The organism is Verrucomicrobiaceae bacterium, assembly GCA_016713035.1.
Lineage (GTDB): Bacteria > Verrucomicrobiota > Verrucomicrobiia > Verrucomicrobiales > Verrucomicrobiaceae > Prosthecobacter.
Genome location: JADJPW010000001.1, coordinates 1,444,321 through 1,468,524 on the forward strand (window position 1 = coordinate 1,444,321; position 24,204 = coordinate 1,468,524).

General features: G+C 58.3%; 19 protein-coding genes. 9 read left to right on the forward strand and 10 right to left on the reverse strand.

The annotated features are described in order from the left end of the window. Positions 1-59 precede the first annotated feature (59 nt). From IPK32_06210 to IPK32_06230, 5 genes are all read right to left on the reverse strand, one after another. A complete protein-coding gene (locus IPK32_06210) occupies positions 60-1,871 on the reverse strand; it encodes a hypothetical protein (protein MBK8091574.1) in 1,812 nt (603 codons plus the stop codon). Positions 1,872-1,953: 82 nt separating this feature from the next. After that, positions 1,954-4,254 carry an autotransporter-associated beta strand repeat-containing protein gene (locus tag IPK32_06215; GenBank protein MBK8091575.1) on the reverse strand — a complete coding sequence of 767 codons (2,301 nt, stop codon included), beginning with the start codon at positions 4,252-4,254 and terminating at the stop codon, positions 1,954-1,956. Between the two features lie 93 nt (positions 4,255-4,347). Continuing rightward, the gene (locus tag IPK32_06220; protein ID MBK8091576.1) at positions 4,348-4,992 is read right to left on the reverse strand and encodes a response regulator transcription factor; all 645 of its coding nucleotides are present in this window, start codon (positions 4,990-4,992) and stop codon (positions 4,348-4,350) included. Positions 4,993-5,032: 40 nt separating this feature from the next. Continuing rightward, positions 5,033-7,777: a hypothetical protein gene (locus tag IPK32_06225; GenBank protein MBK8091577.1), complete on the reverse strand. Its 2,745-nt coding sequence runs from the start codon at positions 7,775-7,777 to the stop codon at positions 5,033-5,035. Then, positions 7,777-8,589, reverse strand: a complete 813-nt coding sequence (locus IPK32_06230) for a sugar phosphate isomerase/epimerase (protein MBK8091578.1) — start codon at positions 8,587-8,589, stop codon at positions 7,777-7,779. The genes IPK32_06225 and IPK32_06230 overlap by 1 nt, the downstream gene beginning before the upstream one ends. A gap of 192 nt (positions 8,590-8,781) precedes the next feature. Between IPK32_06230 and IPK32_06235 the strand changes: the two genes are divergently transcribed. Both IPK32_06235 and IPK32_06240 read left to right on the forward strand, forming a co-directional pair. Then, a complete protein-coding gene (locus IPK32_06235) occupies positions 8,782-9,837 on the forward strand; it encodes a transposase (protein ID MBK8091579.1) in 1,056 nt (351 codons plus the stop codon). Positions 9,838-9,908: 71 nt separating this feature from the next. Beyond that, entirely contained in the window at positions 9,909-11,459 is a 1,551-nt protein-coding gene (locus IPK32_06240) for a 2,3-bisphosphoglycerate-independent phosphoglycerate mutase (GenBank protein MBK8091580.1), read from the forward strand. Between the two features lies 1 nt (position 11,460). On the opposite strand, the gene IPK32_06245 is transcribed toward IPK32_06240, so the two are convergent. Beyond that, positions 11,461-12,522 carry an alpha/beta hydrolase gene (locus IPK32_06245; protein ID MBK8091581.1) on the reverse strand — a complete coding sequence of 354 codons (1,062 nt, stop codon included), beginning with the start codon at positions 12,520-12,522 and terminating at the stop codon, positions 11,461-11,463. Positions 12,523-12,557: 35 nt separating this feature from the next. Next, positions 12,558-13,001, reverse strand: coding sequence for a pyridoxamine 5'-phosphate oxidase family protein (locus IPK32_06250; GenBank protein ID MBK8091582.1), 444 nt, complete (start codon positions 12,999-13,001; stop codon positions 12,558-12,560). Between the two features lie 94 nt (positions 13,002-13,095). Here IPK32_06250 and IPK32_06255 point away from each other — a divergent pair, with 94 nt between their 5' ends. Genes IPK32_06255 through IPK32_06270 form a run of 4 tightly spaced genes read left to right on the forward strand, consistent with a single transcriptional unit; the run spans position 13,096 to position 16,534 of the window. Continuing rightward, positions 13,096-14,391: an AI-2E family transporter gene (locus IPK32_06255; GenBank protein MBK8091583.1), complete on the forward strand. Its 1,296-nt coding sequence runs from the start codon at positions 13,096-13,098 to the stop codon at positions 14,389-14,391. Then, positions 14,391-14,972 (forward strand): hypothetical protein, encoded by a 582-nt coding sequence (locus IPK32_06260; protein MBK8091584.1) that lies wholly within the window; start codon positions 14,391-14,393, stop codon positions 14,970-14,972. The genes IPK32_06255 and IPK32_06260 overlap by 1 nt, the downstream gene beginning before the upstream one ends. Further along, the gene (gene crcB / locus IPK32_06265) at positions 14,969-15,352 is read left to right on the forward strand and encodes a fluoride efflux transporter CrcB (protein MBK8091585.1); all 384 of its coding nucleotides are present in this window, start codon (positions 14,969-14,971) and stop codon (positions 15,350-15,352) included. Before IPK32_06260 ends, crcB begins: the two co-directional genes overlap by 4 nt. Before the next feature lie 18 nt (positions 15,353-15,370). Further along, the gene (locus IPK32_06270; GenBank protein MBK8091586.1) at positions 15,371-16,534 is read left to right on the forward strand and encodes a hypothetical protein; all 1,164 of its coding nucleotides are present in this window, start codon (positions 15,371-15,373) and stop codon (positions 16,532-16,534) included. Positions 16,535-16,542: 8 nt separating this feature from the next. On the opposite strand, the gene IPK32_06275 is transcribed toward IPK32_06270, so the two are convergent. Further along, the gene (locus IPK32_06275; GenBank protein ID MBK8091587.1) at positions 16,543-17,781 is read right to left on the reverse strand and encodes a M48 family metallopeptidase; all 1,239 of its coding nucleotides are present in this window, start codon (positions 17,779-17,781) and stop codon (positions 16,543-16,545) included. Positions 17,782-17,971: 190 nt separating this feature from the next. On the opposite strand from IPK32_06275, the gene IPK32_06280 reads away from it, so the two are divergent. Beyond that, on the forward strand, positions 17,972-18,688 hold the full coding sequence (locus IPK32_06280; GenBank protein MBK8091588.1) for a hypothetical protein: 717 nt from the start codon (positions 17,972-17,974) through the stop codon (positions 18,686-18,688). Positions 18,689-18,699: 11 nt separating this feature from the next. Here IPK32_06280 and IPK32_06285 read toward each other — a convergent pair whose 3' ends face one another. Beyond that, positions 18,700-20,829, reverse strand: coding sequence for a hypothetical protein (locus tag IPK32_06285; GenBank protein ID MBK8091589.1), 2,130 nt, complete (start codon positions 20,827-20,829; stop codon positions 18,700-18,702). 71 nt (positions 20,830-20,900) lie between these two features. Here IPK32_06285 and IPK32_06290 point away from each other — a divergent pair, with 71 nt between their 5' ends. Next, positions 20,901-22,430, forward strand: coding sequence for an extracellular solute-binding protein (locus IPK32_06290; GenBank protein MBK8091590.1), 1,530 nt, complete (start codon positions 20,901-20,903; stop codon positions 22,428-22,430). A gap of 22 nt (positions 22,431-22,452) precedes the next feature. On the opposite strand, the gene IPK32_06295 is transcribed toward IPK32_06290, so the two are convergent. Beyond that, the gene (locus tag IPK32_06295; GenBank protein ID MBK8091591.1) at positions 22,453-23,655 is read right to left on the reverse strand and encodes a hypothetical protein; all 1,203 of its coding nucleotides are present in this window, start codon (positions 23,653-23,655) and stop codon (positions 22,453-22,455) included. A gap of 133 nt (positions 23,656-23,788) precedes the next feature. On the opposite strand from IPK32_06295, the gene IPK32_06300 reads away from it, so the two are divergent. Next, on the forward strand, positions 23,789-24,157 hold the full coding sequence (locus tag IPK32_06300) for a dihydroneopterin aldolase (protein MBK8091592.1): 369 nt from the start codon (positions 23,789-23,791) through the stop codon (positions 24,155-24,157). Positions 24,158-24,204 lie beyond the last annotated feature (47 nt).

Here is a 24,204-nt window from a genome sequence, read left to right on the forward strand (position 1 = left end):
ACAGTTTATCATGAGCCTCATTGTTTTAATCACAACTACCCCGAACGGGTTAGCCTGAGCTACTCCAGCTCCAAGCTCAGGTAATCATACATCACATGACGGTCCGGGCCTTTGACGTTGGTTTGCGTGAGGGTGAGGGTGTTTTTGCCTGCGCGGAGTTTTGCGGCGGGGATGCGGACGTGTTCGACACTGTATTTGGCGAGGATGCTCTGGCGAATGAGGGCGTTGCCGCCATGCTGAGTGGGTCTGACCGTGGTGAGGGGCTTCTTGTCGTCGTTGAGGTGGAGGTCGATGCGTGCGCCGTGGGCACTGGCGATAGCGAGGGTGAGCACAGCGTCCTTCTTGGGCGCGGCATCGAGCTGGAAGTGGATGCGCCATGGCCAGGGCTGGAGCTTGTCTTTGCCATATCCGCATTGGGCGTAGTTCCAGTCTTTGGCGGCAGTGCTTTGACCGATGGTGAAGTCGAGTGGGTTCGGAAATGCATTGCTGAAGCGCTGCCAGAGGAAGCCCTGAAAATAGACATCGCCATGAGCGAACTCGGCGGCGGTGCGGTCGGGCACGCCGATCTCCCAGACGAGTTTTCCGTGATGCGGCACCTGCCAGGTGAGATCGCCCAGCGTGGTTGTTTCTCCGGCGGTGACCTCGATGTTCGCCTTTGTGAACTCGCCGACGGCACCGGCGGTGTAGGCGTAGAGGGTGTGCTTGCCGGGACGGATGCTGGGCAGTGTGAAGCGGCCTTCGGCATCGGCGCGGGTCCAATATTGATAGTGGCGTGATTCGAGCTGCCAGTTGCCCTCTGGCTCAGGTTGGGCGAGGCCAATCCAAGCGTTCGCGGCGGTGAGTTGGGGTTTTTGTGCGTCTTGGATGATGAGGCGTCCAGTGACTTCACCACGATCTTTTGCAGCGGGATATTGGGGCTGATCGGTGAGCCAGGCATAGGGCCACTGGGCCTTCTCCTTCTTCACACGTTCACGCGCATCGGCCCACATGGCGGGGACATCGACGGCGGTGTTGCAGTAGAGCAGGTAGGGGCCAAAGATTTTGCTCCATTTCTCGCCCGCCTTCACCTTGATCCTGGAGGCTTCGTAGTGGTTCATGCCGAAGTGAATGTGATTCACATGGGCGGCGGCATTGAGATCGCGCTTGGTGGGGCCATCATTAAAGAAATCGTAGCCTCCGCAGACGATCCAGGCACCGGTCTTCTTCTCTGCATAGGCGTGGCCCCAGCAGCCGAGTTCGTGATAGCTGGCATTGAAGTCGTATTTGCAATCGTAGTGCCCAGCACGCGGCCCCTGCGTGAGTTTCAGGATCTCTTTGATGGGTGTCTTCTCCGCCGTGAGGTAGTCGGCGGGATCAGGCATGCGCCAGTGCCGGAGGGCGTCCACGCAGATCCAGTCGTGAGTCTCCGGCGGCGTGCGCCAAACCATGCGCCACTCGCTGCACTCGGTCTCAGGATACGTCGCCGGATGATCGAGAATGGCGTAGGCGTAGAGTCCCGTATCGCCCCTGCGCAGGACGAAGTGGATCTCGATGTCCAAAGCCTGCGCCTTGCCCTTCCACGCATTGTGGCAGGAGACATCCACCATCTCTGCCGTGGAGTGCTGCACGGTGAAGACGGCATTCTTCGGCTGCCGGTAGCGAGTGGTGCCGTCCATGCTGAAATAAACATTCTGGCGGCGACCCGACTGATCGATCATCTCCATGCCGCGATACTTCATGGAGGAAAGCGTGGCGCTGGCTTTGTGAAGAGTGACGGAGAGCAGGCCGTTGTCGATTACAGCATATGCATCCTGCTCAGTCAGGCGCACTTCGTCAGCACGGGCCAACGAGGTGAAAAAGATGAGGTAGATGAGGAGGAAAGTGAACTTCATGGCTGAAGTGAATCCTACGGGCGCTGGCTACAGCTTTAAGCAGCCTCCAATTATCTCAATCGGGTGATGCTGTGCCACCTTTTCAAATGGGCACCCGACGACGACGGAGCATCAAACTGGCGATACCGCAGATTAGCAGTAGAGCCCGTGAAGGCTCGGGCACAGCGACGATGGCAATGGAGCCGTCTGTGGTGAAGCTGCTGATGTCCCAGCCGTAGCCAGTGCCGCTGATGTCGGGCAGATCGAAGCCGAGATTGTCATCTCCATTGCCCATAATCAGCCCACTATAAGAGGCTGCGAGAAAGCGTGAGGCAAAAGTGGGAGAAGCTCCCAGACCTGTCCAGTCCATGAGATCAAAAACCTCCGGCCCTAAGGGTGAGAGCGTCGATGGAAGGATCGAGAGATTGCCATTAAAAAGAAGTGTGTTGGTGCCAGTGCCAGTGAAAACCAGCTTGTCTGAGGTTGAACCAGGACTGATGCCCAAAATGGTGCTGCTGCCGGATTGAAAGTCGAATGTGCCGCTACCAGATGCAGGTGTGAAGGTAAGTGTGCCATAGTCCGTCGATGCCACACCATCGCCCGCATGGATGATTGATCCGCTGGATACAGTGAAACTACTGCCCTGCACGATGCCTGTGCCCAGCAAGCTAGCTCCACTGGCCACGGTGACTGCGCCGGTGCCACTGGTGCCAACGCCGCCACTACCGATCTGCAAGGCACCGGCTGTGACATTGGTCGCACCGGCGTAGGTGTTGGTGCCGGTCAGAGTGAGGGTGCCATTTCCCGTTTTTGTGAAACCATTGGCACCTGAGAGGACGCCTGAAAGTGTGATGTCGTGTGCTGCATCAGCGGCGTCAGCAGCTTTGATGATCACGCCAGTGCCATTGAGGTTCATCGCCATTGAGGAGGACCAATCAGCCTTGGCTGCGAGTGTTCCTGCCGTAAGATTGATGCTGTCTGTGTAGGCATTGGTCGTGGCCTTCACGATACCGCCGCTGCCAATGTAGAGATTTGCCGATGCTCCATTCAGCGTCAGATTGCCATAAGAACCTGCAAAGCCACCGGTCATGCCAAAGGTGATTTTCTCCGTGGTAGTGGTGCCTCCTGTGAGCAATAGCTCGCCGGAAGAAGCATAGGTGGCTGAGCCCTTACCGATGACGATGCCGCCACCAGCGGTATCGGTGTTGGTGAGTGTGCCGCCGGTGACTTGAAAGAGAGTTGTGCGTGTGTTGTTCGCCGCACCGATGGTGAGTTCGCCGCCAATGGTAAGACTACCGGTGCCACTCACTTGTCCGCTCGCAGCAGAGTTTGATCCGGCAAGGTTCACTGCTCCTGCTACGGTGGCCGTGGCGTTATTGACCTGGAATCCGCTGGTGCCCATGTTCCGAGCTGTGCTGGTGGTGGCTCCGCCAGTAGTGGAGAAGTTATAGGTTCGAGTGAGAGAAACGGTGGAAGCACTGAAGGTTCCACCGTTGATGACGATGCCTGACCCGTCGGGCGTGTTTGCGGAGGTGGAAATGCCGCCACTAAAAGCAACGGTGCCTGCCGTGACGATCAGTTTTCCATTTTGAGTGCTGCCACCTCCAAAAGTCGAAGCTGAGGCCACCGTAATATTGGCGCTGGCATTGTTCACGGTGATGGTGCCACCAGCCACAGCACGCAGTGTGCCTAGTGAGCTGGTGCCACTCCCAGTGAGAGTGACGTTACCAGTGCCGTTATTGATCACATTGATCGCGGAGGCACCGCCTTTATTGATCGTGCCCGTTATATTGACCGCTCCAGCGGTTCCTCCGATGTTGAGGGTTTTCGTGCCTGCTGCGCCGCCTGTGCCACCGAGGATGTTGCCAGCGATGGTCAGGCTGTTGGTGGTGCTGCTGTTGTTGATCGTGGTGGTCCCTGTGATGGCGGTGCCCAGGGTGAGGTTGGCATTGACCAACTGATTGGCAGCCACGGTGCTGTTCATGGTGATGGCGCCAGTCGTATCTAAGGTGAGTGTTTGCGCACCGACACCACCGGAGCCAAGGGTGAAGGCAGCTGCGCTGGCAGTGTCGAATATGACGGTGGCGACTGTGAGGCCAGTGCCGAGATCAATGGTGGTATTGCCGTTGCCATCATTGTTGAAGGTGGCCGAATCTCCTGTGCCAGGAACTGGCGTAGCACTCCAGTTTGCGCCGGCCCAAGTTGAATCCGTCAAGCCCGTCCATGCTCCACTAGCTGCGCGGACTGGTTGGTTGCAGACACCCATCAATCCAAGCGCCGCGACCAATGCGATGCGTAATGCCCACTGTCGCCTGCTACTCACCCGCCAATTTGTGGCGTTGCTATTCACGACGAATTTGGAAGCCGGCAGAAACGGAATCATCGCAGTAAGGAAACTCATCATAAGGGCAAAAAGAACAGCCCCCATCGTGATCGGAATTATCCTTTTCAGCAATTACCCCAAACGGGTTAACCACCCCGCGTCCAGCCCTTCGGATCAAATCGTGCCCGGACCGCGATTCAGGTCGCGGAACTTCATCGCGGCTTCGGTCCGGGAGTGGACGTGCAGCTTGTCATAAATGCGCTTCAGATGCACTCGCACGGTCTCGATGCTGAGGCTTAGGCGGTGGGCGATTTCCTTGTTCGCGTGGCCTTGGGAGAGCAATTCGAGAATCTCGGTTTCCCGTTTGGAGAGCTTGGCCGCATCGCTTGATGGCACGGCGGGCCTATGAAACGCCTCCACCACGCGCCGAGCGATCTCGGCGCTCATGGGGGCACCACCTTCCCGAAGCTCCATGATAGCTTTGCGCACCTCAGCGGGCGACGAGCGCTTCAGCAGGTAGCCGCTAGCACCAGCCTTGAGTGCTTCGAAGATCTTATCGTGGTCGCGATACACGGTGACCATCATCACCAGCACATCAGGATGCTGCATTTTCAATCTGGCGGTCGTCTCAATGCCTGAGATGCCCGGCAGATGAATATCCATGAGCACGACATCGGGCTTCAATGCAGGCAAGTCTCTCAATGCCGCCTCACCACTCTGCCATAGTCCGATGCAGCGGCAATCCGGTGTACTATCCACGACTGCTCGCAGGCTCTCCCCGAGCCCGGGATTGTCTTCGACGATGGAGATGGAGGTCATGCGGCGATCTAGTTATGGCTTCACAGAACGAGGGCTGTCATTACATTTCATCCACCCGCAGCGTAAACTTCACCATAGTGCCACCGGTGCCGCTCTCGATTTGGCAGGTGCCGCCGATGCCTGCGAGGCGATTCTGCATGTTACGCAAGCCTTCGCTGTGATGTGATGTCGTTGCGGAGAATCCTTGGCCATCATCCATGATCATGATGACGAGTCGATTCGCCGTGAAATCAATACTCAGCCGCACCTCGCTTGCTCCAGAGTGCTTCACGGCATTATTCAAGGCCTCTCGAACAGCCAAAAACAGCGCATGCCGCTGCACTGAGTCTAATGGCACCTCCGGCAGCTCTGTCGAACGTTCCAGCCTCAAAGCGAGCCCACTCACCTCGATCATCTCTGCTGCAGATGCGGACACATATTCCGCAAACGACGCCAAAGTGTCATGTCGAGGATTTACCGCCCATACGATCTCATCGAGAGTGCTGACCAGTTGCTGCGCTTTACCAGCAATGACAGGAATTTTCGCCGTACTCGCACTCTCTACTGCTAGGCCGGCTAAAAGCGATATTTCGGTCAAACTCGCACCCAAATCATCATGCAAGTCCTGCGCGATCCGCTCTCGCTCCATCAATAATCCCGTTTGAGCCTCCAAACGCAGCAACTTCATCCGCGCCCGAGCCCGAGCAATCATCCCACCCACACCAAAAGCTACACCCACCACGCCCAACACCGCCAGGGTCTGAAACCAGACAGTTTCATAAAAATGTGGCCTGACCTGTACTGCGAATGTAGCAGCCCTCTCACTCCAAACACGGTCATTATTGGCTGCCAGCACCTGAAACACATAATCCCCCGGCGGTACGGACTCGTAAAACACGGAGCGCTGAGATCCAACATCCTGCCAGTCTGACTGCAATCCCTCTAGCCGAGTACGGAATCGTACCTTCTCCGCCGCAGCAAAACTCGGTGCCGTAAAGTGAAACTCCAGCCGCGAACGGCCTGGACCTGTTTGCAGTCTAGCTTCGGACAGCGAGCCAACTTGGCCATTCGCGGTCACTTTTTCTATCCTCACCTTTGGCGGCTCTCGATTTAATGTGAACTGTGGCGGTCGAATCGTCGCGATCCCGTGAACCGTCGGAAACCACAGAGTGCCATCACGCCCCCTCCAGCCAGCAGGCTGAAAAGCTCCTGTGCACTCGCGTGAAGTCATCCCATCCGCACGGTCCAGGTGAATCCATTCCGCGTGTGCACGCCGCCCCGCCGCGATCTCCAGCAAATCCGCTTTAGCTACCCGGAAAATACCGGCCAAAGACCCCAACCACATAAAGCCCGCTCCATCATCCAGAACACATGTCAGCCGCTCATCCGGCAGCGCCTCCTTCGCCGCAATGCGAATCTGGCGACCATGAAGATAAAGATACAGCCCCTCGCCCAAAGTCGTCACCCAGACAGTTCCACCACTTTCCAACAGTAGCGCAGAAACTGCCGCCCCAGCCGTCTGCACGATCTGCTCGAAATGGCCGCTGCTTTGACGCAACACAGCCCCCTGTACCGTACCCACATAAAGCACTCCATCAGCATCCAGAGCCAACGCCGTGATCTGCTGCTCAGGTATCCCCTGCCCTGGACCCAAATGCCGCACGGTCCCCTTTTCCCACACAGCCAAGCCATCCGCTCCACCAAGCCAGAGATTGCCATCACGGTCCGCGATCATTGCCCCGAGCTTACGCATCCAGGGTTTATCGCCTGTCATTGTCTCAAAGCCGCTGCTGGATCGACGATAGACTGCACCACCTTCTGTCCCCACCCACAACACCCCATCACCGTCTTCACAAAGGCATGATACAGGCTTCGACTTCGTAGGTTCCCCCAGCGCAAAGGACTCAACCCCACCCGCCTGGATAAGATCGATGCCCCCACTCCGATTCGCCGCCCACAGCCCTCCTCTACGGTCCTCCAGTAATGCACGCACCTTCCGGTCCGTGATTCCATCTGCCGTATCGATAACCTGTACACGCCGTGTTCGGATTTGAAAAAGCCCGCTGCCATTCGTGGCCACCCATACATTGCCTTCGCAGTCTTCCAGCAGCGCAGAGACAACCACTCCCTCTGAAAACGCCCTCAAAACTCGCTCCACCTCGCCCGAGATAGCCACTGCCAGCCCACTGGCCTCCGTCCGCCGCCAGCGATTCCCTTGTCGATCTGTCATCTCCAAAGTCTCACCCGTTTCCATCATTACACCCGGCACACTACCCTCCCGTTTGAGGCGATCTGGATAGGCACTCACCCTCACCGGTTCCCCATCTCCACTTGCGCAGTACACACCATCGGCACACTCGATCCACACCTCATCAGCCCCCTCACTGATCATTCTTTTTACCCGCCGCGACTCCTGCACCGCCTCCTCCTCTTCCCAGACTTTCAGCATTTGCCCACCCGACCATTTCCACAGCTCACCTCGCAGCGTTGCGATCCATACCTGACCATTCTCCAGCGCAAAAACGGCCCTGGGCGGCTGGGTGCCGCCCAATCGAGCCGTCTGCTCCCACGCAACTGAGGAAAAACGCACACCATCAAACTCGACCACACCCTCCGCAGTCGCAATCCACAAATACCCATCTAGTGATTGTGCCAGCGAGCGAATATTATTACTCGGAAGCCCATCCTCCGACTGCCAAGAACGAATGAGAAAGTGATCCTCAGCGGCCAGCCAAGCCCAAGGAAAACTCAAAAAAACCACCCAAAAAAACGACGAGAGATGAAGGGCTTTTTTCATCGCCGCCATTAGCCCATCACCTTTTTCAGGTACTCGATGCTCTGCCGAGCGATGGTGGGTGCATCCGGTTTGTAATCAAACACCTCCGTGCTCAACCACCCCGTGTAGTTCACCTCACGCAACGCAGCAATAATCGGTTCATACTTCACCTCGCCCTGGCCTGGGCCGCGTAAATTGGGATCATTCGTATGGAAATGGACAAACCAATCCCTGCTATCTCGAATTATGTCCGGGATAGACTTGGATTCATCACTCATCGCCTTCACATCAAGGTGTAACTTACAAGCAGGGTGATCGACCTGTTTACAGAACCGAATCGTCTCCTCTGCGGTATTCAGAAAATTCGTTTCCTTCCGCCCTAGTGGCTCCATCGCAAGAGTCACCCCATACTTACCTGCCTCAAGAGCGACTTCACGCACGGTATCCGCAGCACGAGCGAAAGCGTCCTCATAACTCCACTCCGGCAGCGTGTTTCGAGCCTTCGGGCTCCCCCAGACCATGATTTTGCCGCCCATCGCCGCACAAAGCCGAACCAAATGACGACCAAACTTTGCCGTCTCCCGGCGCTGAAGCACATCCGGCGTCGTGATATGGAACCAAGACGGCTTTGTCAGCAACCAATGCAAGCCCAGGATTTCCAACCCATGGTTTTTAGCCTTCGAACAGAGCGAGACCGCATCCGCCTCAGCCAGCAAACGAGGATCCTCAGCCAGCGTGAACGGAGCCAACTCGATCCCCGTATAGCCTGCCGCCGCGACATCGGCGCACATATCGTCGAAGGTCCCGGATTGATAAGTTTCGTTGCAGATAGCGAAGCGCATGATGATTAAAGCGAATGAGCAAAGGGTAAGAAGAGAGGGCGTAAAGCAAAGCCGCCACAACGTCAAGGCAGCTTAACCAACCAACAATCCATCCGATCCATCCGCTCAACATCACGTTGATGAAGCAATAAAAGGACTGTCCTTTTATTACATTCCACTTGCCACCCCTGACTCCCTGCCTACCTCCCCCGCATGCGCCAAGCCCGCCTCAAGGCTCCCTCTCACTTCCCCGTCGCTTATTACCACTGCGTCTCCCGCGTCGTCGATCGTCGCTTCGTGATCCTCGCAGAGGAACGTGAGCAGTTTGTGCACTTCTTGCGCATGTATGAAACTCTCTGCCAAGTCCGCGTCGTCACCTTTTGTGTGCTCTCTAACCACTTCCATGTCATCGTCGAGGTGCCGCGCAGACCCGATACGCCGCCAACCGATGCCGAGGTACTCAGGGTTGTGCGCAGGGCCTTCGGGAAGAATGTAGCGGGGCAGATCCAGGCTGAGATCGATCTCTATCGCAAAATCAAAGCGCATGACGCTGCCAATGCGATCCTGGATGGCTTTCGCGAGCGGATGTGGGACATCTCTGCCTTTATGAAGTCCCTGAAGCAGCGCTTCACCCAGTGGTTCAATAAAAAGCACCAGCGCAAAGGCACGTTGTGGGAGGAGCGGTATAAGAGCACCCTCATCGAGGGTGGTGGCGATGCCCTAGCGATGTGCGCGGCGTATGTGGATCTCAATCCAGTCAGGGCAAAGCTAGTGAGCGACCCCAAGGACTACCGGTGGTGTGGCTACGCACAGGCCGTTGGAGGCAGCAAAACAGCCCGTCAGGGGCTGGAGGTAGCCGTGCGAGCACGCTTGAGAGAGAGTCTCCGCCATGTCAGCAGCGCAGAGCTTCTCGAGCGCTATCGAGTGATGCTCTTTACCTGGGGCACGGCGGTCAAAACGAACGCCGATGGCACGCCACGCGGCCGCATCAGTGAAGCAGCGCGGGAGCGCGTGGAGAAAGCCAAGGGGCGACTTTCGGTAGCGGAGGCACTGAGGTGCCGAGTGAGGTATTTCACCGATGGAGCCGTATTGGGGACGCGTGAGTTTGTGAACGCGATGTTTAAGGCGCAACGTCGTCGCTATGGATCAAAGCGGCAGGATGGAGCACGGCGCATGCGCAGGATCGACCACGGCGGAGACGCAGAAATATGCTCCATGCGTGATTTGAAGGTGGATGTCATCACTTCGCCAGCAATCGGACAGCGATGAGTCGATTCCGCCCTTGACGCGACGACAGCATCTTGACGGCAGAGTCATCCTGACCCATCAACAAGACATCCATGACCAAAAAACCTGTTGTTCTCATCATTCGTGACGGCTGGGGCATTCATCCCGGCGGCAAGGCTCAAGCTCAAGCCAATGGCGACGCCACGCTGCTTGCTCGCACTCCTTTTCATGACCAACTTTATGCCAAATACCCCTGGTCCACGATCAGCGGCAGCGGCGAGGACGTGGGCCTGCCTGATGGGCAGATGGGGAACAGTGAAGTCGGTCACCTGAATCTGGGTGCTGGCCGCATTGTTTATCAGGACCTCACCCGAATCAATAAAAGCATCCGCGAGGGTGAATTGGCGAAGATGCCCGCCCTCGTCGAGGCCTTCGCAAAAGCCAAAGGCCGCCGCCTTCACCTTTTGGGCTTGGTGAGCGATGGAGGCGTGCATTCACACCAGGATCACCTAGCAGCGCTTTGCGATGCCGCAAAGGCCGCTGGTGTCACTGATATTCTGGTTCACGCCATCACCGATGGACGCGACACCTCACCCACAGGCGGTGCTGCTTATGTGGCAAAGCTAGAGGCTGATTTGAAAAACAGCGGGGCAAAAATCGCCACCGTCATCGGCCGCTACTACGCGATGGACCGTGATAAGCGCTGGGAGCGCAACAAACTCGCCTGGGACGCCATCGTCCTCGGTCGCGGTGAAAAGCACAGTGATGCACCCAGCGCTGCCATCAAGGCCGCTTATGCCGCCGAGAAGCGTGGAGATGAATTCCTCCTGCCCATGATCTTTTCCCACGCCGATGAGCAGCGTATCCGCGATGAAGATGTGATCCTGTGGTTTAATTTCCGCGCAGATCGTGCTCGGCAGCTCAGTGACGCTTTCTTGAAAACCGGATTCGAGGGCTTCGACCGCGAGGTGCATCCACGCACGGCTTATTACACACTTACTGAGTATGACGCTACTTATGCAGAGCTAGGCGCACGCGTTGTTTTCAGCACAGAGACGCTGAATAACAATCTGGGCCAAGTCTTGGCCGCAGCTGGTCTGAAGCAGCTCCGGGCCGCTGAAACAGAGAAGTACCCACACGTCACCTTCTTCTTCAACAGCGGCATCGAGGAGCCAAATCCTGGTGAAGACCGCTATTTGGCCATTTCTCCAAAGGAAGTCCCTACCTACGATAAAAAGCCGCAGATGAGTGCCCCAGACCTCACTTTTGAGGTCTTGCGCCGTCTCGAAAGCTACGACGCCGTCATCATGAATTTCGCCAATCCCGACATGGTCGGCCACACGGGTGTCATCGAGGCTGGCATTCATGCCTGTGAGACCATCGACTTCGGGGTGCGGCTCATCGTGGAAAAGGTGCTCGAACTTGGTGGCAAGCTCTTCATCACCGCTGATCACGGCAACTGCGAGCAAATGCGCAACCCCGATGGCAGCCCGCACACCGCACACACCACAAACCTCGTCCACGGCATCTACGTCGCCGCTGATGCAGCGAGCTATACAGTGCGTCCCGGCATCCTCGCCGATGTGGCTCCGACCCTGCTCGACATGCTCGGTGTGAAACAACCTGCCGAAATGACAGGCCACTCGCTTCTCGTGCGGAAGTAACTCACTTCCCCCTCAGCACCCGCTCGATCAGCTCGTAGGATTCCAGACGTTCCTGGTCTGGGAAGTCGTGCTCGCTATCTGGGTGGCGCACGATGAGTCGGCCTGGGGCGGCGTGGAGCTGGAAGACGGGCTCTGCGGCAGCGGCGATGCGATCCACGCTACCGTGGCGGAAGTTCGCATCCCGCAGCGGCGCATTCACAAAGACGTGGCGCGGTGCCAGCGCTGCGATGAGTTCATAGTAGTCCCACGGCACATCCTGCGGTCTGCCGAGGTATTTTTCGATCCCTAGCATGTAGCGCTCTTGCACGTAGCCTTTGATATTCCCGCCATAGTAATCGAGCAGGCTGTCAAAGCCGCAGCTGGTCACCACCACTTTGATTCGTGGCTCAAAGCTGGCTGTGTAAATGCTGTTATGTCCGCCGAGCGAATGACCGATAGCGGCGAAACCGGCAGCGACATCGACAAAGGGCAATGTTTCGAGGTAGTCGAGGCCGCGAATGTTGTCCCAGATCGCTTTGATCGTGCCACTGGGCATGTTCAGAGCTTTCAAATCGGGCTGATACTTCGCTAACAGCGGATAACTCGGTGCCAGAGTGACGAAGCCACGTTCAGCGAGCTCAGAGGCATATTGCCGGTGTGGTTTGCCACCAAGTCCGACGACGACATCGTGACCGATCTTGTTCTCTGTGGGGTGCAGGCAGAGCACCGCGGGCAGCTTGGCACCTGTGAGAGCTTTTTTCGGCACACAGAGCCATGCGGGCACGCGGCCTCCGGGCTGAGAGCTGTATTCGATGAAGCGCCGCACGTAGGAGCCACAATCCGTCTCTTCGATGATTTTGGGCTCCAATTCGCAGCGCAGCTCTTTTCCTGGCAATCGACCTGCTACGGCCTGAAAGCCCTCCAGAGCCGCATTTCGTCGTTTTTGCCATTCTGCGGCAGTTTGAGCGATTTTGCCGCTGCTGTCGATTTGCAGCAAATTGGAGCGACTTAGATCTCGTAGCAGCGGGAGATCCTCGGCGAAGGCTGGCAGGGCCAAGAGGCAGGTGAGGAGGATGCGGTGCATGCACAGCCCTTTACGCACGCCAGCCAGTGGGACATTCAAATCGGCACTTCAAAGTACTCCAGAGCCCACTCCCGCATGTAGCGGACGCGTTCTGGCGTGAAGCGGTAAATGATGAGCTCTGGATTGTCGATGCTACCGAGGTAGGCACGCAGGAGCGGATTGGTGGACCAGATTTCCTCCAGCAGTGGACGATCCGTGAGGATCTCCGCGCGGGCGGTGATGCGCACTTGGTTGTGCTGATCATCGGTGTAGCAGATTTCGGCCTTGGGGTTGGTCGCAAGCTCACGCGTCTTGCCGTAGCGTCGCAGATTCGCGATGTAGATGACGAATCCTTCGACTCGGACGGGCGATACAGGCCGTGCACGCGGTTGATCGCCATCGCAAGTGGCGAGGATGGGGAATTTGGCATTCTTGATCGTCTCGCGAGCGAGAGCAGGGACTTCAGCGGGATCGACAGGCTTGGGCGCAGGCATGGTGATGGGAGTCATACGACAGTAGAAAGCTACTTCATCTTTCCAGTTCCCAAATCGAGGCCTGTGGCTACGATCCGAGCCGCTCACCTCCTCCCGAAGCATGAAAAACCTGCCCACAGCCTTTCAGCGCAATGCGCTCTGGACTGCGATCACCGCGCTCGCCATCGCAGTGATCGGCTTTTTGTCGGTAGGACTGGTTTATTTAGCTACGCAGGTGCTCTCCTTCCTCCAACCGATCCTGGTGCCATTTGCAGTGGCTGGCGTGTTGGCCTACTTGCTGGAGCCTGGCGTGCAGTGGCTGGTGCGGCGTGGTCTTGGTCGTGCGAGGGCCGTTTTATCGGTCTTCGCCATTTTCACACTCGTGATCGGTGGTCTGATGTGGTGGATGGTGCCGCGTCTCTGGATGCAGGCCTCGAACCTGACTAGCAAAGTGCCCGCTTACACCGCCAGGGCACGCGATGCAGCCATCAAGACCTCCATTTACCTCGAAGAAAAATACGGTGTGACGCTGCTGCCGCATGAGGAGATCCAAAAATCAGCCGAGCAAGCTCCAGCGCCGCCATCAGCTCCCACCGAGGCCAAATCAGACTCCAACGAGATCGATCTCGACATGAAGCAGCTCATGACTGGCGACTGGGTAAAGACCACCCTGCCCGGAGTGGCGAAGAATGGGTGGAATTTCATCAAAGCGGGTTTCGGCGGCTTTTTGGGCATGTTCGGTTTCATGCTCTCCCTCATGATCGTGCCGCTCTATCTGTACTATTTCTTGATCGAGAGTGCGAAGATCAAGCAATCGTGGTCCGACTACCTGCCGCTGCGTGCATCGGACTTCAAAGATGAGGTCGTTAGCTGCCTGACAGAGATCAATGGCTACCTCATCGCCTTCTTCCGTGGGCAATTATTCGTGAGCGTGATCAATGGCATCGCCACGGGTATCGGGCTGATGATTGTGGGACTGGACTTTGGTCTGCTCTTTGGTCTGGCGCTGTGTCTGCTGGGGATCATCCCGTATCTGGGCATCGCCTTCTGCTGGGTGCCTGCCGTGATCGTGGCTGCTGTGCAGGGTGGTAGCCATCTGCTACCGGCAGATCCCTGGTGGGCGCTGCCGCTGGCGGTGACGGGCGTGTTTGTGATCGTGCAGCAGATCGACGGCTTCTTCATCACGCCTCGCATCGTCGGAGAGGCCGTGGGTCTGCATCCGATGACGGTGATCGCCTCCGTGCTGGTGTGGGCACTGCTGCTGGGGGGCCTCCTCGGTGCGATCCTGGCCGTGCCGATGACTGCGAGTGTGAAGGTTCTTTTCCAGCGCTACATCTGGCGGGCTCGCATCGCGCCGCAGACGGTGGGAGGGGCACGAGAGCAGCATCCGCACGAAAAGGAGGTGCCCGCATGCTGATGAATTTCCATGAGTCACGCACACCTGGCGTGCTCTTCACAGGCTTTTGGCGCTACAAGCCCTCCCACGGTGCTGTGGGTGCCCTCATGAGCGCCGCCGCCTGCATCTTACTCGGGCGCATGATGCTGCTGTTTTTTCGCGATGAGGAAGTCACGCTCCAAAAGGTGCAGCAGGCTGCTGCGCTGTGCTTTCTGGGCTGTTTGCTCTTCTACTTCGGCACCACGCTATTTTTCTCCTTTTTCACGGGTTACTCGACACGCCTTTCTATTTCCGAGGACGGTGTTCGCTACGGAAACAAATTCTACGACTGGCGCAGCATCCTCTGGATCGACGGACGCCTCACGACAGGCGCCTATCAGCTCTACATGCAAAAACGCCGTGGCATTTTCCGCACGAAACGACTCCTCATCGACGACGGTCTCTCCATCGAGCAATGGGATCGTCTGCAAAAGCAGCTCAAAGAGCGAGTCGTGCCACGCTGCGACCACCTACGCGTCGGTGATGATGCACACTCTGTGATGCCGCAGCGGGAGACACCTGATGCGCCTGCGCCAGAAGCGGCGGATGTCCCTAAGTCATGACCATGCGTGCATTTTTTCTCGTCTTTATCGGCGGTGGGCTCGGTTCCGTCGTGCGTTACGCTACGGTGCTGGCACTCACACGCTGGTTGCCCGTGTCGAGATTCCCTTGGGGCATCTTTGTCGTCAACATCGTCGGCAGTTTCGTGCTGGGTTGGCTATTAGCGTTACCATTGGCGAAGAATTTGGATAACACCACCTGGCTACTCGCTGCCACAGGCTTCCTGGGTGGTTATACGACCTTTTCCACCCTCAGTGCGAATACCCTCCTGCTTCTGCAAGATGGCAATACTCTACTAGCGCTGCTGAATGGATTTGGCAGCGTTTTGATCGGCGTCATCGCAGCGGCACTGGGCTGGCAGTGTGCACGACTGGTGGGCTAGTATTGCTAATAAAAACGCATGATGCCCCCCTGCCCTACTACCTCACCATCCATCGTCATCACGGGCGGAGAGGCGGCCTGCTGCCTAGGGGCAGAGTTAGCCAGCATGCAGACTGGAAAGGGCGGATTGCGCCCCTTGAGCGAGCTGGGCTTCGAGAATGAATTTTCCGCCCTCCATGCTGGCTGGATCGAGCAGCGGGAAATCATGAATCACCGGCGCTATGCCCCGGCGAGTGCCCTCGCTGTGCATTTAGCACAAAAAGCTGTGACTCAGCGTGGTTGGAGCCGTGCAGAAATCGCAGATGCCTGTGTTTTCGCGGGCAGTAGCCGTGGGAACCTCGCTGGCTGGCTAGAGCCCTGGCCTGAGCGGAAGCGACGCCGCATCTATGCCGCCAGCAACAATCTGCACAGCGAGATCGCCACCGCAGTGTGCATCGAGCTCGGTGTACGCGGCACATCCCAAGTCCTCAGCAGTGGTTGCGCGGCTGGGCTCGATGCGCTGGGCATGGCGGCAATGTGGTTGCGCAGTGGCATGGCGCAGCGTGCCATCGTGGTCGCGGTCGATCTACCACTCGTCACGCCACTGCTGCGTGTGTTTCATGAATCTGGGCTACTTTCCCGTCGTAGCCACGGTGATCCGTATGCACCTGACACGGATGGCTTTCACCCAGCGGAGGCTGGTGCCGTGCTGCTGCTGGAGCGTGAGGAAGAAACCACGCCAGCATGGTGCCGCGTCGCGGGTTATTGGTCGAACAATGATGCTTACGACAGCATCGGCGCTGCGCCGGATGGTCAGGGCATGATCCGCTGTCTCGAAAAGGCTGCTCAAGACCTCGCGGGCCGCCCGATCGCCGCATTTTGCCCGCATGCCAATGGCACGCCAGCACAAGCCCGTGCCGAGGCAGCGGCCCTTCGATCCCTTTCGCCAAAACCGCAGCTGCAACTCATCAAAGCAAGCACTGGGCACTCCCTGGGTGCCAGTGGCGCTTTGGAGGCGCTTTTGCTCGCAGATGGCCTACGCCGCCATGTGCTGCCAGCCAATGCACCGGGCCTCACAGCGCCTGCAGGGGGCTTTTTCGTGCCAGATCACGAGACGCCACTATCACCAGGCCAGATCGTCATGAACATGAGTGTGGCCATGGGCGGCCATCATTCACTACTGGCACTCGAAGGCATGCCGTGAGCCATTTTTTAAGCCAGTCGCTCAAGCGCGGCGAGCCGCTCACCGAGCGGCGGATGGCTGTAATGCAGTGCGATGGCGAGCGGATGCGGCTGTGGGTGTGCGAGGTTATCGGTGGAGAGTTTTTTCAGCGCTGTCATCAGCGGTGCGGCAGTACAGGCCTCTGCGGCGAATGCATCTGCCTCGAAATCATGCTTCCTACTCATCGCACTGGTAAAAAGGCTCAGCAGCAGACCCAATGGCGTGTAGAGCACTCCGAAAACCACCAAACCGATCCCAACCGACTGTGATGCCACACCAAAGGCAGCAAAGAAGTCCGGCGATTTCAGTGCCCAGTGCAGCAGCGCGAGCATCAGCCCCGTCTCTGCGAGCCCCAGGGCCAACTGCACTGGCACATGGCGGCGCTTGCAGTGCCCGATCTCATGCGCCAGCACCGCGAGCAGCTCCTCCTGGCTGTGTTTTTCGATCAGCGTATCAAACAGCGCGATGCGCTTCGTTTTGCCGAAACCTGCAAAGAACGCATTCGCCTTCGATGAGCGGCGTGAGCCATCCACCACGGAAACATCTGCCACGGGGAATTTCATCCGCTCTGCGAGTGCGAGGATGGCGCTGCGTAGCGCCTCATCGGTCAAAGGAGTGAATTTCATGAACAGCGGCATCAGCAAGCGCGGTGAGAGCCACGTCATCAGCAGACTAAAGCCCGCGATGCACAGCCAAGCCCACAATGCCGCGAGCGGCTGTGTCTGGAAAAACCAGACGATGAGTGCTAGCAGTGGGATGCCGAGCACGGCCATGAGTGCCATGCCCTTCACGCGGTCTCCGATGAAGGTGCCCCACGTTGTTTTATTGAAGCCGAACTCCGCCTCCACGCCGAAGGTGTCCCAAGCCTCAAACGGCAGCGTGAGTAGGCTCTGCACCAGTACAAAGAGCGCCACCACGGCCACCTGTGTCCAAAGCGTGCTCCATCCCCAGGCTGCGACCGTCTTATCCACCCAGGCGAAGCCGCCAGCCCACCAGAAACCAATAAAAATGCCCAGCATCACCGCATCACGGATGATGTCCACCCGTGCCGAAGTGCCCGCATACTCCGCAGACTTCTTCACCGTCTCATCATCGAAGACACTGCGCAGACGCTCCGGCAGTGGTAGGCGGTAGCGGGCCAGATTCAGAAGCGTGGAGATGAGTTCGAGGTGAAAAACGCCCAGCACAGCGAGCAGCGCAGCGAGGAACCAGGGATTCGAGAGTGTCATGGAGGGAGTGAGGTGGGAAAGAGACTGCCATTGGCTCTGGCGAGCCCGCGAGCCAGTGCAAACACGGAAATAGCCCCCAGCTCCCCTGCGCAGCGCGGCCGCCACGGCTTAAAAATATGCAGAAGCGAAGGATCGAGCCGCTGGTTGATCCGACGCCCGAGAAGCTACAATAGCACCCACTTCCGCCCCCATGAAACTGACCACCCAGCTTGAGCAACTCCTGGCCGCCGCAGCCTGCGTCCTCGCAGTGCTGCTGCTCATCTTTTACGTGCGCATGATTCTCCTCCGCCGCTCACTGCGCCGTCTGGAAGCCGCACGGCTGAAAACAGAGAGCGAGCTCGCCGCACAGCAGCAGGAAGTCATCACCATCCGCCAGGATAGCCAAGCATGGCGCGGGGAGATGCAGCGGCAGTTTGATGTCTTCCGCAGTGATGCCACACGGCGGCATGGCGAGGCCGAGCTGCGTGCGCAGGATGTGCAGAAGCGGCTCGACTCCACCGTGGAAAAACACGAGCGCAGCCATTACGAAATGCAGACCGAGCTGGAGGCCACCAAGCGCATGTGCGTGGAGCTACCCAGCACGAAAGCACGCGTGATCGAGCTGGAAAAAATGCTCGCCACTGCCCCGCAAAGGCCCGTGGAGCCAGAAAGTGCCTCTCTAGCTCGCAACAGCGACACCCCTGCACCCAACAGCCCTGCGGTCGATGCCCTGCCGATGCTCCCCGCCGTGGATACACCCACGGCATCTGCCCCAGTCACCCCGATCGCTCCAGAGAGTGATGTACCTGCTGTAAGCTCACTCGATGAGCTACGCCGCAAAAATGCCGAGATTCAGCGTGCACTCTACTTGGCCCGCCGTGGTGCCCGTGGGCGCCGTCCGGCTCGTAAAATGCATCGCAGCCGCTGAGGCCCGTTTTTTCACCTCCGCAGTCTGGAGAGCACGGTCTGCTGCAACTCCTCCACACTGATGCCGAGCTTGTTTTTCAGCACCACACGCGCCAGCTCATCCCGCCCAGCTTGTTTAGCGGCGAATTCATTGGGGATGTCATCATCGCTTTGCCAAAGCGGCGGATATTCCTCACCAAAGGCACGGTACAGCTCCAGTAGCCGCGCTTCACCGTAGTCCTTTGCGATCACGGCCACTGCATACGCAGAGAGCATGTATTTCAGATGCAGTGACTCCGCATGATCCTGCGGCTCACGCAGCCTAGCTAAGCGTGTGAGATCTGGTAGCCGCGGCCCAGCGGGATGCGACATGGCACGGAGCAGCTCATCATCCCGATTGAGTTTTTCAGAGGAAAAATACACCGCCGTGCCCTCAACGAGCCAAGCAGGCACCCAATCGCGTGACCATTCACCCAGCGCCAGATGCACGAGTTCATGCTCCAGCATGACACGGCGCTCCTGCGCACTGGCTTCCTCATTGTTTCCACGGTTCGCGAAGGCTTGATGCGATGTAAGGCCACCCGCGTTTGCAAAGAGCACGAGGTTATAGACTCGCAGCTTGCCACCTTCACGAATGGCAGATCCGAGTGCAGCCCCACTGGTCATACCGGGGTCCGCGCCGCTGAGAATCTCAAAATCACCCGGATCACGGCAATAAAACGCCGCATAGCCCGCCTTCAGCGGTAGTCCGACCTGCTGCAACCGCACATAGGCAGCCTCTAGCTCTGAGGCCATAAGCAGCGCATGTTCCGCATCACCTTGCTTATAGAGCACATGCATGTGGGCAGTGCTACGCATGTGGGTGAAGCCGCGTGCCCAGAAGGGCGGATCATGCGGGAAGGTGAGCGCTTTCACCCGCCAGGTTTTGTCTGGCATCAGTCGCATCCGCGCCAGCATCGGAATGTAGAAACCATTGCTATCACGCTGACCGCGCAGGCGGCAGACCATGCGCAGTGAGACCATGCGTATCTCGCTATCGACCATGTGCATCTCCTGCTCCTCGATCGGCTCGATGCGCAGATCATCGAACTCCACCTCACCACGCCCCGCAAAGAGCTCTGACTCCTTCTCCAGCTCGAAAAAGCCGCGCACCTTGTCGGTTTGCCGCTTACTCACCCCATCTGCTACGTTGCTCCAGAACTCGCGGACCATTTTATACACCTGGTCCTCCACCTGTGTCATCAGCAGGCCCTGCGTCATGCGCGGCATTGGCCGGTTTTCCTCATCCACCCGCCAGGCGCCCGTCTTATCATCCAGCACCAGGGGCAACTGCGGATAGCCTGGGAAGATGAACCACAAGCGCCGCGCCACATGCCGATGCGGCATCGCAAAGCTCACCATGCCACGCACCGCCTCATCTGGCTTCCAGCTCCCCTGCGGAGCGATTCGCTCCGTGATCGCTCCACGCACGTTATCCAGCCCCAGGCTGAAGCCGTCTTCGGTCAACAGCTTTGCATCACCGCCCTTCGGACAGCCTTCCAGATGAATCACATACCTCGCGATGTTCACAAAGGCCATATCGAGCGTCAGCAGCCCATCCGCACAGCGTAAGTGGCCCAATCGCAGCCCCACATCCTTGTTGCCACGATTCAGTGGGGCGAGCGCTGCATCGAGCTTCGTCGTTTGGCCCACCGCACGCGAGATGTCTGGCAAAGGATACGCAGCAGCAGGATCGAGCTGGAACTTCACGCTACCGTGCGTGCCCGTCTCTAGCACCAGCACCTGATCACGCCACTCGGTGGGCAAAGTGAAAGTCATCTCACCATTCACACCACCTCCCGCCGGGATGGTGAACTGTGCCCTCAACGGCCAGGCACCGCCCAGCTTCGCACACGTCACATTTTCACGCCCATTCACCACCCGCAGCACGATCTGCCGCTGATCCAGTGGCAGCCGCAGCAGGGTATCCTTACCGCTGACGTTTTGCAGCCGTGTGCGCACTGTGAATTGATCCCCCTCCAGCATGCAGGTGAGCACATGCTGCTCAAACTGTGCATACTCCATCCGCGTCGCTGTCGTGATACCACCGACACGCCAGCACTGCGGCTCCGCAGCCGCGAGAAAACCTGCAAAAGACAATAGGAGCGCCAGCAGCTTCTTCATGAGGATTTTTGTTTAGCGTGCAGCCGCCAGATTGGCAACAATGCACTCTGCCTCACGTTCTTTTTGCATCCATGCGCCGCCTATTCATTTCCATCCTACTCGCCATCAGCACTCTGGCACTTTGGTATCTCCTCCGTCCGACTCCTCAGCAGGGTGCCGAGCCATCTCTGATGGTGTTTTGCGCCGCAGGGCTCAAACAGCCCGTGGAGGAAATCGCCGCTGCATATTCCAAGGAGACCGGCTCACGCGTGCAACTCCAATTCGGCGGCACCAGCACGCTCCTTTCCCAGTTCCGCGTGGCCAAACAGGGCGATCTCTTCATCGCTGCGGACGACGGAGCACTCGCAGACGCGAAAAAGCTCGATCTCACTCGTGAGGAGTTGCGCCTCGTCCGGCAGTGGCCCGTCATCGCCTTCGCCAAGGGCAATCCCAAGAAAATCACCGGGCTCGAAAGCCTGCTCGCACCCGATCTGAAGCTAGCCCTGGCCAATCCAGAGGCCGCCAGCATCTCCAAAATCACCCGCAACATCCTCGGCCCACGCTGGGACGCACTCGCTGCGAAAACCGCCGTCATGAAGCCCACCGTTATGGACATCGCGGCGGATCTGAGCCTCGGCAGCGTGGATGCCGCCATCCTCTGGAACAGCACCGTGGCGCAGTTCGAAAAGCTCGAAGCTCTAGAGGTCGCCGAGTTCAGCGCCAAGCCCGAACACGCCACCGCCGCCGTCTTAGCCAGCAGTGCGGATGCATCCTCCGCATTGCGCTTTGCACGCTACCTCAATGCACCTGAAAAAGGCGCTGCCATCTTCAAAAAGCATCACTTCGAGGCCACCCCCGGAGATGCCTGGGCACTGCGCCCAGATTTGATCCTCTACTCCGGCGGCGTGAACCGCCTCGCCATCGAGGGACTGCTAAAAAAATTCGCCACCCGCGAAGGCATCACCGTCACCACCACCTTCAACGGCTGCGGCATCCTCTGCGCCGCCATGAAGACCATGGGCGACACCAGCAACCCCAAATATCCCGACGTATATTATGCCTGTGATGTGTGCTTCGTCCCACCCGTCGCCAAGCAGTTCCCAGAAGCTGTCATGCTCACCGAGGCAGAGATCATCATCGCCGTGCCCAAGGGGAATCCCAAAGGCATCCACACCCTCGCAGATCTGGCCCGTGAGGGCCTCAAAGTCGGCATCTGCAACGCAGAGCAGTCCACGCTCGGCTACCTCACCCAGGCCATGCTGAAGTCGATGAACCTCTGGAACAGCGTCAGCAAAAATGCCTCCGCACAGTCCCCCACTGGCGATCTACTCGTCAATCAACTGCGCACCGGCTCACTCGATGCCGCCGTCGTCTATCTCAACAACATCCAGCCGCAAATCGAGCACTTCGACTCCATCAAACTCCCTGCGGATAAAGCCAAGGCCATCCAGCCCTTCGCCGTGCGGCATGACTCACCGCACCGCCAGCTCGGCCAGCGCTTACTCGCCTTCCTGCTGAAAAACCGCGAGAGCTTTGAGCAAGCCGGCTTCACCTGGAGCCCGAATTTGACACCGGTGAAAAGCAGCGAAATCGAGCTGCCCGAATGGCTGAAGCAAAAATAGCCGCCGCTCCGCTACCTAGCACTCATACCACAGGCGCAGACTCTCTCCGCCCGATGATGCCCCCCACGACGGCTGAGGCACTCAGCAGAGCGATGGGCAGAGTCGGCGGGAACCAAAGCAGCGCTGTCTGAAAGGCCAAGAACACGATGACGACAACGATGAAGATGAGCAGGAAGCCGCGTGCAGGCGCCTTCTGCCGTGGCACACGCAGCACCAGCCACATTCCCAGCAAAGCCACGACACCCCAGACGATCCATTGCTCCATCTCGTCCAAAACACGGATTTTCGGCAGTGAGAGCATGTCTGCGAGAGCCTGCGCATGAGCCCGAGCCACGCCAGGCTGCTTCGCATCATCCTGACCGATGACGATGATCTTTGCCGCCTTCAGCTTTTCCTTATCCTCCGCGCTCATCGCATCCGCGAGGCCCCCTGTGAGCAAATCCAGCGCATTGGCCGTGGGGAGCTTCTTTTTTGCCTCCAGCTCCACAGTGCCGTCATTTTGCAGCGGGACAAAAAAACCACCCTGGAGGTAAGCCCCCGCTCCAGGCCCCAAAAGCAGCCGATGCGTCACATACGGCGTGCGTGTATGCCGCGCCAAAGTCTGAGCGAGCAGGCCAGGCACGAGCCGTTCGTCCGCCCGAAAGGCATAGGGGAGGCCTTTTTCGATCACCAACCCCAGCTCACCATGACGGCGCAGATCATCATGCGGCGCAGCGAGCACCGCCGCGATGCCAGGGGCACTTTGCAGCTCCCCAGCGGCCTTTTGGAAGCGCGGCAGACTCTCATCCAGTGCACCGAGGAAAGTCGGCTCATCCGCTTTCTCCGTCGTTTTTGCCTCCACACCAAAAACGACGCTAGAGAGCGGAATGATCGCCTCAGCGACAGCTGGGACGAAATCTGGCGTGGGTTTGGGCCAATTCAGCGGCTCTGGGATCACCACCACATCGGGCTCGGCATCACGCAGGCCCTTGAGGATCATCTGCCAATCAATCGGCGCAGGCGGCCAGGCAGAAAACTCATCCCGCTGGGCTGGATCAAGCCGCAGCAGCAGCACCTGCCCCTCTGGCGCAGCAGGATCGGGCGTGGTGAGCTTCTCCCGCGAGTTCGCCACCAGGAAATCGAGAAACAACTCATCCACACGCTGAAAGCGCCCCGCCTTTTGCTCACGGTCCAGCCACCAGCCAAGTGGTGCGAGAATGAGAAGGAGTAGCAGTGCCCGGATCATCCGCCGCGTTTAGCGGCGACTACGCCGCTGCGCAAGAGCCATGAGGCCGGAAGGATGCAGATCAAACTCGATGCATCCCCCACTAGCAATCCGCCTGCCGCATGACAATGTCCCTCTCCCTAGAAGAACCATCATGCCCACCCCCGACCAGATACACCTCGCTGCACTCCAGCTCCGCTGCCACATCGGTGTGCCTGATGAGGAGCGGGCTGCGCCGCAGCTCCTGCATGCGGATATTGTCCTGCATTGCCGTTGTCAGTTCGAGGACATGCAGGATGACATCACCCAGACCATCGACTACGCCGCTGTGGCGGCCCGGATGGCGAAAATCGCCGCTGAAAAGCCCCGCCGCCTCATCGAGACTCTCGCGGCAGATCTCGCCCGTGCCCTCCTCGCCGAATACCCCACCACCTGCGTCGAAATCACCCTCAAAAAGCGAATTTTGCCGGAAACAGAATTCGTCGCCGTGCATCTCATACGCCATGCGAAGAATCCACGTTGAAAAGCGTTACTTCCCTGCCATAAACCCGCCACTTTCCCGCTCCGATA